Below are 11162 nucleotides of genomic sequence, written 5' to 3' on the forward strand. Positions count from 1 at the left end.
ACTCATCCCGTTGATTTGACGATAAAAGTGACGACGCCAAAGATATCTAGCGTGTCTTCACTGCTTATCCGAATCGGGGACCAGGCACTGTTCATCGGATTAAGCTGTACGGTGGGTCTGAGCTGGAGACGTTTTACCGTAAACTCACCTTCCACCGCAGCGATAACAATATCCCCGTGCTGGGCGGTTCTGGCGCTGTCCACAATCAACAGATCGCCATCAGCAATCCCGGCGTCAACCATCGAATCGCCCGCCGCTTTCACAAAGTAAGTGGCGCTGGGGTGTTTGATCAACAAGGCATTCAGGTCAATACGTTGCTCCACGTAATCCTGTGCCGGGCTGGGAAACCCACACGGTACGACATCACTGAAAAGGGGCACCGCAATCGCCTCGCGCTGCTCTGAAGGTCTGTACAACATCATGACACATCCCTCTAATACTGTTTTTATATACAGTAGATGTAGTGAGGCGTGCGATCAAGTGACGAGAAGACGGCGGCTGATTATTGCTTAACCACCTCACGTGTAAGTATGGGTTGTGGTTAAAAATATCAGTTTTGTAAATATCGGCAAATTCTACAATTGCTGTACGGACCGATCCCGACAAAAATCTCATCATTGATTTTTTGCGTATAAAAACCACTGGCATTCGGGAATACACGCATAATATCGCCGGGACTTTTTCGACCAGAATCGTCATCTAGTTGATAAGAGATATTCTCCCGGGTGATGATTTTGGTGGCGAGCATGCCTATCTCACTCACCAGCCCTTCGTGAACAGCCACACCACCACCGAGATCAACTTAGGCGTCGCGCCCACGGTTTCAGGGTGGATACAGGGACGCTGTAAGCGCCCCGCTTCTACCTGATTGAACACGGCTTTAAGTAACTTAAGAATGAATACAGTGATCAGCACAATAATCAGGGCGATTATCAGTCCCGGTAATGCCGATACAAATTGGCATAGTGCGGTAAATTCAAACAAACGCCCCGCATAATACGGGGCGGTGACAACCGACGTTACGAACGTTTGCGCGGCATCATACGCAGCAGCGTATTGTCCTTCCAGAAATAGTGATGCATCAAGGCCGCAACGGCATGCAGGCCAATAACAAAATAGCCCAGGTTTGCCAGCGTCACGTGCCAGGACTTCAGCGTATCCACTAAGTCAAAGTTGGCTTCTGCCGCATGTGGCATAACAATGCCAAATGCAATCCACGGATTTCCCCGGTTGTACATCATCACCAGGCCAATCATCGGCAGCACAATAAACAGCAGATAGATAACCAGATGCCCAAGATGCGCCATACCCGTCATCATTGGTTTCGGTTTTGGCACAATCGGAGGAGTGGGATACTTAAGCCTGACCAGCAGACGCGTCACCATCAACGCTAAAATCGTGATGCCGCAGGACACATGCACCATGTTGAATCCAGGACGGTAGCTACGCGGGAAAAATCCGCGAAACTCCATGGCACTGTAGGCCACAATCACCAATAAAAAGACCAGCCAGTGGATACCAATTTGCAGGCCTGAATACTTATTCCCCATAACACTTCCTGAGTAAAAACAATAATGCGTCAACATAACCAGCTTTTGTTAAAAATTCATTAACTTTTGTTCACCCCTTTTCAGTCAGTTACGTTTAAGCGCAAAAACAGCTATTGCCCCTGCTGCCTGACTGGACTATGCCTGGTAGGGAAAATATGTCGTACAGCCTCATCCTGACAGGAGAAAACCATGAGTAAAATTGGCATTAACGGTTTTGGTCGTATCGGTCGTCTGGTATTGCGTCGACTACTGGAAGTCAAAAGCAGCGTGGAGGTTGTCGCTATTAATGACCTTACCTCACCGAAAATTCTCGCCTATCTGTTAAAACATGATTCAAACTACGGGCCGTTCCCCTGGAGCGTTGACTTTACCGAAGACGCACTGGTTGTCGATGGTAAAAAAATTGCCGTTTACGCAGAAAAAGAGGCTCAACATATTCCGTGGAAAACCACAGGTGCGGAAATTATCATCGAGTGCACTGGTTTTTATACCTCGACAGAAAAAGCGCAAGCCCACCTGGATGCCGGAGCCAAAAAAGTCCTAATCTCCGCGCCTGCCGGTGATATGAAGACCATTGTCTTTAACGTCAACGACGACACGATGGATACGAACGACCAGATTATCTCTGTCGCGTCGTGCACCACTAACTGCCTGGCACCGATGGCGAAAGCGCTGCACGATAACTTCGGTATTCAGCTTGGCACCATGACCACCATTCACGCCTATACAGGCACTCAATCGCTGGTCGATGGTCCACGGGGTAAAGATCTACGCGCCTCACGCGCGGCGGCGGAGAATATCATTCCGCATACCACCGGGGCAGCGAAGGCCATCGGTCTGGTTATTCCGGCGCTGAGCGGTAAATTGAAAGGCCATGCCCAGCGCGTGCCGGTTAAGACCGGGTCCGTCACCGAGCTGGTTTCTGTTTTGGGCAAAAAAGTCACCGCCGAGGAGATCAACAACGCGTTGAAAAAGGCGACGCTGAATAACGAATCATTCGGCTATACCGATGAGGAGATTGTCTCGTCCGATGTCATTGGGTCTCATTTTGGTTCGGTATTTGATGCTACCCAAACTGAGATTACCGAAGTGGGCGATCTACAACTGGTAAAAACCGTCGCCTGGTACGATAACGAATACGGTTTTGTCACCCAACTGATTCGCACACTGGATAAATTTATCAAGCTTTAATGCGTTGGAGGATGCCGGGTAACAACAGTGCTACCCGGCATAACACTTACGACTGCAGATAAACCACCTGCGTTTGCAGATACTCGTTCAGACCGTGCTTACCGTCAGCTCCACCGATGCCGGACTTGCGCCATCCTGCGTGGAAGCCTTGCATTGCCTCGAAGTTTTCGCGGTTGATATAGGTTTCGCCAAATTTCAGCCCCTTAATCGCCTTCATCGCCGTGTTCAGGTTCTGCGTGTAAATCGATGAGGTCAGGCCGTAGTCGCTGTCATTGGCCATCGCAATTGCCTCTTCCAGTGTGTCAAACGCCACCACCGGCAGCACCGGGCCAAACGTCTCCTCGTGCATAATCGCCATCTCCTGGCGCACATCCAGCAGCAATGTTGGAGGATAGTAATACCCCTTACCCGCAACCGCTTTGCCCCCCAACACCACACGGGCTCCTTCCTGCACCGCGCGCGCAACTTTCTGCTCAACACGTTCCCGCGCTGCGGCGTTAATCAGCGGCCCCATCGAGATATCGTTACGTTCCGTCGGATTGCCAAACTGCACGGCTTTCATCGCCTCGCCCAGACGATTAACGAACTGGTCGTAAATACCTTTCTGGACGTACACACGTTCGGCGCAGTTACACACCTGCCCGGTATTAATCACGCGGGAGTCAACAATCGCCTTCACGGCCAGCTCGAGATCCGCATCATCCATCACGATAGCCGGGGCTTTGCCGCCAAGTTCCAGACACACTTTGGTGATGTTTTTCGCCGCTGCCGCCATGATTTTCTCACCGGCCACCACGCTGCCGGTCATGCTGACCATCGCCACTTTCGGGTTCCCGGCCAGTTCCTGCCCCACCGTTTCGCCACGTCCGAGCACCAGGTTAAACACCCCGCGCGGCAGACCGATGTCATCGACAATTTTGGCGAAGGCGATGGCATTGTTTGGCGTAAACTCGCTCGGCTTAATGACGATGGTATTCCCCGTCAGCAAGGCAGGAGCCAGCTTACGGGCGATCAGGAAAAACGGGAAATTCCACGGCAGAATACCCGTGGTCACGCCAAGGGCGCGTTTAAACAGCAGGATATTTTCGCCCGGACGATCGCTTTGCAGGATTTCACCTTCATAGCGACGCGCCCACTCCGCCATGTAATCGATATAGTCGGCGGTAAACGAAACTTCGACATCCGCCAGTTGCTGAATTTTTCCGCCTTCCGCCACGATCAGCGCGCTGATTTCACTGGCGCGTTCACGGATCCCGGCGGAAATCTTGCGTAGCCAGGCAGCGCGTTCAATGGCGGGCAGCGTCTCCCATTCAGGCTGGGCGCGATGTGCGGCGTCAATCGCTTTGCGCGCATCTTCAGCACGACCATCAGGGATACGGGAAATTACCTCTTCCGTCGCCGGATTGACGACATCAATCCAGGCGTCATCGTGCCAGGTCACAAACTGCCCATCGATATACATAGGATGTTGTACGGGTACTGACATGCGCTTCTCCTGTGATTGATTTGTTTTTAACAAGTAAAACTATTGTTAATTAATATCAATCATGCATAACACATTGCCACTGCGATGGTGGTTCTGTGAGCAGCTTCATAAAAGCGTCAGACAACGTCGTCGTGAAGAGAAAAAACCGGCGGGATGAATGCCCGTTTGCACAAAAAAAACGACAAACGGGCAGCGGAGATTACAAAGAACGTCTGTTCAATAAGTCAATCAGCGCGGCGTCGTGTTGCAGATGTAACCACGCATCCTCAACGGCCTGTGGAATATCCACATGCGCAATAAAATCACGACCACGGGGCCCATAACCGGTTTCATCATCACGCAGACGCGGAAGCTCACCGGTAATGAGAGACAGGTAACGATCCACCGACCACAGACCTTCAGCGGTCGGCGCAAAATCCACGCCGTCGCCCTGCTCAGTCAACTCAGGGACAAAACCGGGGAAGCTGAGCCAGCGCGGGGCCTGCGGGTCGTCACGCGTTACGCGTTCAAATGTCGCCATGGTGCGACGCTGCATGGTGGGGTCCTGCACTACAATGACGGTCTCTATAGTTTTCGTCGCCTGACGCAGCAACGCACAACTGAACCGAGCGTTCTCCCCACAGTTGGTGGATTGATCCTCCACCCAAATCTTCTCACCGGGAATATGCCAGAACTGGTGGGCGATATCGGCAAGGATTGCCGCTTCTGTACGTCCGGTAGTACGGAGAATGTTGTAGCGAGGATGCCGGGCGATAGCGGCATACAGAAAGGTTGTGGAGTGACCGATACCGCCACTGATAAGCAAGGGGATCTGCTGTTCTTTCGCTATTCGGCAGGCTGCATCGATAGTGGGGATTACTGCGTTACCCGCCAGAATCACCAGTTCGGCATCATCCAGTCTGGAGTGTGAAGATAAATCGTTTTGAGCTAACCAGCCGCCAAGAATATTTGCAGCAGACAGCGTGCTATCCGTTAATTGTGGCATTGTCGTCGGCATACCCCCTCCCTCTCTACATGTTAATAGCACAGGGTAACACGCCAGAGGCACTGAGACAGCAGATCACTCTGAAAGCAATCGCCTGCACATCCTTTGTTTGATCACACCATTGAATTAACCAAGTGAAAAATTTACGGGTCGGAGTACATGGGATACCAAACCTGATAATCGGTGATGGCCTAGGGACGGAGAATCAATCTGTCGGTAATAATCGAGTACGTTTGCATCATGTGGGAACCGGTAAGCCCGTAAAAATAGCCGGTCCCCAGTACGAAATAGCGCCCCTCAATGATAGGTGAGTGTGAACGTTGCTGTACCATTGGCAGTTCCGGCAGTAACTTGTTGATCCGTCTGATAATAACGCGCCTGGAGCTTAACAAGCTCATTTTTACCATATAGCGAGGTCCAATACTCCTTTTCCTGTCCAAAAACAACAGCTCCCCCCGTATCCGTTCTATACCCAATCTGGATACCCACGCCTCTGGCTACCATGTCTCCCTGTTGGTGATCCAGTGTCATGACGCCTGGCACACCAGACCCATCGGCAATCGCGTCGATTTGTATGTGGATTTTTGTACCCCGATTGCAGTTAAGATTAATATCAAAATTTTGCCATTGGGTTACGGCCCCTCGGTGGGCAAATTCAGATTTTAAATGCCTCCCTAACGGTACCATCACATCCGGAGACAACAGAGAGCATCCTGTTGAAACAATATTTCCGCCATCCGTAACATTTAATATATTGTAAAAAATGTTATTTATATTATAACCCGCATAGTTACCCGTCGCTAACGAACCGCCCGAAATATCACCTATCTTGATTAATTCCACCCTCCACCTTGGACCATCTACCCAATATAATCCAGCTGGATGGTTAAGCATTTCATATGGATCGGTTGGCACCCGTATTCTTCTCCCCGCTGGATATAGCCAATGGATTCTGATCCCAACCCCAGGTATATTTGTAGCCGCAACGCCATCACTATTCGTCACCCAGCCATTAATATACCTTACCCCTCGAGGATTTACCCCAATACAGCTTGCATATTTCTCATCATGGTGGTTTTCACTGATTTCGGTTTCATAAAAAACACGACCAACGGGAAGATCCGACGGTACAGCAAGTCGATGGGGGAAAGCAAAAGACAGATATCTATTTTGCCATCCATTAACCGGTAAACATTTTGCATCTATTTTTTTTACCGTCAACACCATCAAAACGCTAAATATAAAAATCCGGAGTAAATAATAATATTTTTTTATCACTGACACGTCCCCTTGAGATGAATAAGTGACTGTCCATAATGACGTTGAGGTATATTGAACGAAACGGTACATTTTTGCGTTTTGCTCCAGGAAACCGTCAGAGATTCTTTAGGTTGAACACCTGAGAGATAAAGCACGCCTTCACCGCCAACAATACCGGACTTTGCCGATGACGATACCGCCATTGCGCCGAAGGGTACCGGTTTGCCTTGATAACTCAGCGTCATCAGCACGCGAAAACCGATATTCATGTTATAGCTGGCAACCACCACCGCGCCCTGTGTAGGAATAACCGTCTTGACCGGCGCATCAATATCAACATCTTCATCCAGTTCTTCAACATTCAGCGCAATGCTGTTTTTACGGTAAGGACTCACGTAAGGAATAATGGCATTGCCCCATACATCGGTCATAACGCCTGGATAATTTTGTATTTTGAGCCCCCTCACACCGGGTGTTCTGACAATAGCGATTTGTTCAGCAAGTGGTTGCGATAATGTCAATCCGTAAGGATGAAGTACAACGCCCCCTTTAAGGTCAACGTTAAACAGTTGCTTATTCCCGCTATTATTGTAGCCAGCGCTGATTTCCGCATAACGCCCTAAGTAGCCAGCACTGAGATTACTTTCCGTACTCCCGCCGCGCAAATAACTCTGCTGCACATTGTAGCGGAGGCTGTGATCGGACAGTGCAGTGCCACTCACCCCCGCTTGCCATCGAGAGTCTCCATTTTTGGTGCTACTCATGCTGAAATTTGTCCAGCTGTCCGGAAAAAAACGCGACAACGGAATCTGAAAGTTCACAGCCAGCCGTTGTTCCTGCGCAGACATTCCATCTCGAGTTTGATTCTGGCTATAAAGTATATTGTAAGTAATGCCAGAAAAACGGCTACTCCAGCCGCCGCTCAATGTCCGTTCACAACCTTTTTTATCCCAATAGTTTTGCTGATACGCCGAAAAGAAAAGCGAGCCCACATCTCCCAGAGGCTGACTGATATCGAGTTGCAAGCGCTGACGACGATTAACACTCTGACCATTCTCCAAGTTATCGACCACATCACCAAACGTATAAAATCCGCTGGTGGAATAACGGTAGCCCGCAAGCGTAATACTCGTATCCGTCATCGGAAACTTTTTCGAATATAGTAACCGATACGATGAGCCAGCGCTTTTGGGTGCCTGTGCCAGCGTAATATCGGCAGATAATGCCCCCAACTGCCCCAGCCCAGTCCCCACGCCTAAAACCTGAGCCTGGTACGCATCCGCATACTGGACACCGCCGTAAAGCGTTGTGCCATGCGGCAAGCCATACATTGATGTCAATTGAGCAAAAACAGGAGAGTCACCCTGATTACGGTACTTTCCTGCCGTCAACGCATATTTCAGTCGCCCCTCGCGCTGCATGATTGGCAGTGCAGAGAAGGGTTGGATAAACGTATGCTCGCTGCCATCTGCTTCCCGAACAAGCACAGTAAGATCGCCTCCGGAAGATGTAGGATAAAGGTCGTTAAGAGTAAATGCCCCAGGGGCGACATAAGTTCGCAGGATAATATAGCCATTCTGCTTTACTGTAACTTCAGCACTAGAACGAGCCACACCACGAATAATCGGAGAAAAACCTCTCAGGCTATCCGGTAACATGTTATCGTCTGACGCTAATTGCACGCCACGAAAGGGGATACTCTCAAATATATCAGCTGAAGAGTAACGGTCGCCCAAAATAAGCTGGCTTTTTAAAAACACGATATCCCGCTGTAAATAGCTACTGATTGTCTGCCAGTTCCCTCCAGATTTATCATCATAATTCCACGTTGAATAATTGCGAAAACGGAATGCACCAACATTTATGCCACTTTGCATGTTGGCATAATAGCGATTATTGTCAGTACTATTCCAACCGTGTCCAGTACTCAAACTATAATTTAGCAAGGCTGCACTGGTTCCTTCATCCCAGTCCGACGTTTTTATGGCATCTTTGGTAATAGGTCCCATCACTGCCTGAGGCAGGCTAATATTCAACCTCAATTGATTAAAAACGAATTCAGATGACGCCATTGGAATAAAATGTTCAAGTGAGTCAATGCATGTGTTGTCACCCTGCGAGCGAAGCAACGGAACGGTATCCAGGTTGACGCCCCACTGTTTCAAAAGTGCTGGCGTAAGTTGTGGCTGTAATCGACCTTGCGTATCAGTGATAAAACGGATGTTCTGTTCCCCCGCTTGCAACTCACCGTTGATATACACTGTAACCAAATAAAGTCCGGGCGGTTGTCCATCAGACGTTGAAAACACTGAAAGATCCGCGGTGCCCTGCCCTGGATCGCTCATTTCCAGGGCATGTATATTAAAGGTTTCTCGTGCATACAGCGGAAAATGACTCAGCAAGATTAGCGTCATAGCCAGACGATATGGCATTCTGGTCATTCTACTTTCCTACAACTGACGATGTACAACCGGGGTAATACCGCCATAATCATTAATTGCCTGCCAATTCACCTGTGATACTGTTTTTACTGGCAGGCGGATAGACTCTTTTGGCGGAATCATACTGATATCGCGATATTCTCTACCATCAATATTCAGAGAGTAAAACGAAACGTAGTATGCGCCAGGATTAGCGATCACCAGGTTATTGCCTTCACGACTTACCTGCAATTGTTGCCAGGACTCCTCCTGTGTTCCTGATAATCCCGTCGGACGATAAAACAGTTTGAGACGGGATTTGACCACCATTTGTAATGTATTTTCTGAAGGAATACTGTCATCCGTTGCAGGAATAGACTTCACATTCAACCAGAAAACAGATTCACGATCCTGCGGCAATGTGCCTCCGGTAAATACCAAACGAAGCACGTTTTCCTCACCTGAACCCATTCTGAAAAGCGGGGGAATCACGATAAAAGGTGATTGGCGACCGGAAATATCAGATTCCACCCAGCTTTGTACCAGATAAACACCTGATGTTTTTGCATTCATTACCGTCAGCGATACGGCTTTCTTTTCTGCCGGATAAATAACACGAGTACCGCCAATAACAATCCCTGCTTGTACGCTGGAGGTCAATAACATCAACAAAGTCATCGCTATTTTCCTTTTCAAATTCAACCCCATCGTGCTATTCCATTATTTATAAACAATCGTAAACTGTGTTGTTGCATTCGCAATACCCACGGAAACTGCCGCCGCCGTAGACACATAACGAGCAACGAAATCAAGGTTATTTGTTCCGGAGGTCAAATCATATTCAGGAGAATTAACGTGTAACGGAATGGGCACCCCAGTTTTATCGGCAATTTCAACCGCCACACCAGTTGCAACACCACTCCCACTATCCAGTGTGAGTAAATTTGGATATTTATCATCTCCAACACCATCAAATTTTAATGTCGCCACTTTGACCGTTTCCGGACATGACTTCACGACTAATGTAAAGCGTGTAGGTGATGATTTCAGACCAACACTCCCATTAATCGAGCTTTTTGAGATTTTACCTAATATCACCGTTTGATTTAGTGACCCACTGTCTATACTACAGGTCTGATCGGTTATACTTCCCGTAAACCTCACTGTTCCATCAGCAGCACTGACGCTGAAAGTAAAAAACAGAAATAAACATATAGCATATTTCCCATTCATCAATGAATGCATTCTGACACCTCATATATTGATATAAAAAGATAAATTTTTCTAATACCAATCCCTAACGCAAATATAATAATCATTGCGAAGAAAAAAATTTAATAAATCACCAATGCCATCAAAAGACACTAACAATTTTGTTTTAAACAAAAAATAATATTGACTAATCTTATTTGGCAGCGATAAATTATTAAACACAAACTAAAACACTAAGCATTTTCTTACAAGAATAAATTAGTCTCCATCTGGACTATTTAACGATGATGCTTTTAAAAAACAATCCATTTAATCTATTGTTTTAAAAGGAAATAAATGAAAAAACATAGCAAATCCCAGCAGATGAAAGACATACTCGGCAACGTAGCCAGACCCGAAGAACACATTGCAAAATTGATTCATATGGCATGTAAGCACAGGGCTCCGACAACAATTTCCAAAAAACGTAACATCTACCTTACGCAAAATTCTGAACGCCAGTGTCTGATTTTGCTCAGCGGTAGCGTAGCGCTATGTCGCATTAGTGATGGGATGGTTCTCAATGCAGAATACGCTCCTTTCATTTTTGGTGCGAATGCACAACTTTCTTACTCGCCGCATCTTTACATCAAAGCAAAAGAAACAACCTGCTTATTATTGATACCTCAAAATATATTTTACAATGAAGTGACAGAAAACGGTTTGTGGCAATCATTAGCAATGCTTCAGGATTATACTGCAGCTAAAGTCTATGCGCATTTTATGATGATATCTCAACTTTCAGCATACGAAATCATTCGATGTCATCTTATTGAATTAATGAATGAACCCGATGTGTTGAAAAAAAACATCACTGCAGCTAACTATATTATGGAGCATTCTTTATTATCACGTAGCGGTGTAATGCGAATTTTATCAAAACTTAAAAATGAAGGTTATATACATCTTTCGCGTGGCATTCTGACAGATATTGTCAATTTACCGGAGAAGTTGAATATGTTCTATGCAAAACCCGCATCTTCAAGTGCTGTAGAATCAACAGAGTAATCGCAGTCCGC

The 11162-nt window shown here is 47.4% G+C and carries 11 protein-coding genes and 1 pseudogene; 2 read left to right on the forward strand and 10 right to left on the reverse strand.

Annotated elements, in window-relative coordinates:
- Nucleotides 1-2: 2 nt before the first annotated feature.
- The 4 genes and pseudogenes from E4Z61_RS05525 to cybB all read right to left on the reverse strand — a co-directional run bounded on the left by E4Z61_RS05525 (nt 3) and on the right by cybB (nt 1550).
- A complete protein-coding gene (locus tag E4Z61_RS05525; protein WP_135321906.1) occupies nt 3-422 on the reverse strand; it encodes a translesion error-prone DNA polymerase V autoproteolytic subunit in 420 nt (139 codons plus the stop codon).
- Between the two features lie 128 nt (nt 423-550).
- Nucleotides 551-784, reverse strand: a complete 234-nt coding sequence (locus E4Z61_RS24335; RefSeq protein WP_420808697.1) for a hypothetical protein — start codon at nt 782-784, stop codon at nt 551-553.
- A pseudogene (locus E4Z61_RS05530) lies at nt 775-954 on the reverse strand (mechanosensitive ion channel protein MscS); the annotation flags it as partial. The gene E4Z61_RS24335 and the pseudogene E4Z61_RS05530, both read right to left, overlap by 10 nt.
- A gap of 65 nt (nt 955-1019) precedes the next feature.
- Nucleotides 1020-1550, reverse strand: coding sequence for a cytochrome b561 (gene cybB / locus E4Z61_RS05535; protein WP_135321907.1), 531 nt, complete (start codon nt 1548-1550; stop codon nt 1020-1022).
- A 189-nt stretch (nt 1551-1739) separates the two neighbouring features.
- On the opposite strand from cybB, the gene gap reads away from it, so the two are divergent.
- A complete protein-coding gene (gene gap / locus E4Z61_RS05540) occupies nt 1740-2741 on the forward strand; it encodes a type I glyceraldehyde-3-phosphate dehydrogenase (protein ID WP_135321908.1) in 1002 nt (333 codons plus the stop codon).
- A gap of 46 nt (nt 2742-2787) precedes the next feature.
- On the opposite strand, the gene aldA is transcribed toward gap, so the two are convergent.
- The 6 genes from aldA to E4Z61_RS05570 form a co-directional block, all read right to left on the reverse strand.
- The gene (gene aldA, locus E4Z61_RS05545) at nt 2788-4227 is read right to left on the reverse strand and encodes an aldehyde dehydrogenase (RefSeq protein ID WP_135321909.1); all 1440 of its coding nucleotides are present in this window, start codon (nt 4225-4227) and stop codon (nt 2788-2790) included.
- 199 nt (nt 4228-4426) lie between these two features.
- Nucleotides 4427-5224, reverse strand: a complete 798-nt coding sequence (locus E4Z61_RS05550) for a YdcF family protein (RefSeq protein WP_135321910.1) — start codon at nt 5222-5224, stop codon at nt 4427-4429.
- Nucleotides 5225-5509: 285 nt separating this feature from the next.
- Nucleotides 5510-6490 carry a fimbrial protein gene (locus tag E4Z61_RS05555; RefSeq protein ID WP_167817525.1) on the reverse strand — a complete coding sequence of 327 codons (981 nt, stop codon included), beginning with the start codon at nt 6488-6490 and terminating at the stop codon, nt 5510-5512.
- Entirely contained in the window at nt 6487-8913 is a 2427-nt protein-coding gene (locus E4Z61_RS05560; RefSeq protein ID WP_135321912.1) for a fimbria/pilus outer membrane usher protein, read from the reverse strand. Before E4Z61_RS05560 ends, E4Z61_RS05555 begins: the two co-directional genes overlap by 4 nt.
- 9 nt (nt 8914-8922) lie before the next feature.
- The gene (locus E4Z61_RS05565; protein ID WP_135321913.1) at nt 8923-9600 is read right to left on the reverse strand and encodes a fimbrial biogenesis chaperone; all 678 of its coding nucleotides are present in this window, start codon (nt 9598-9600) and stop codon (nt 8923-8925) included.
- Nucleotides 9601-9612: 12 nt separating this feature from the next.
- Entirely contained in the window at nt 9613-10137 is a 525-nt protein-coding gene (locus tag E4Z61_RS05570) for a fimbrial protein (protein ID WP_240703852.1), read from the reverse strand.
- A 303-nt stretch (nt 10138-10440) separates the two neighbouring features.
- Here E4Z61_RS05570 and E4Z61_RS05575 point away from each other — a divergent pair, with 303 nt between their 5' ends.
- The gene (locus E4Z61_RS05575) at nt 10441-11151 is read left to right on the forward strand and encodes a helix-turn-helix domain-containing protein (RefSeq protein ID WP_135321914.1); all 711 of its coding nucleotides are present in this window, start codon (nt 10441-10443) and stop codon (nt 11149-11151) included.
- Nucleotides 11152-11162: the final 11 nt, after the last annotated feature.

The sequence above is a fragment of the Citrobacter tructae genome (assembly GCF_004684345.1).
Lineage (GTDB): Bacteria > Pseudomonadota > Gammaproteobacteria > Enterobacterales > Enterobacteriaceae > Citrobacter > Citrobacter tructae.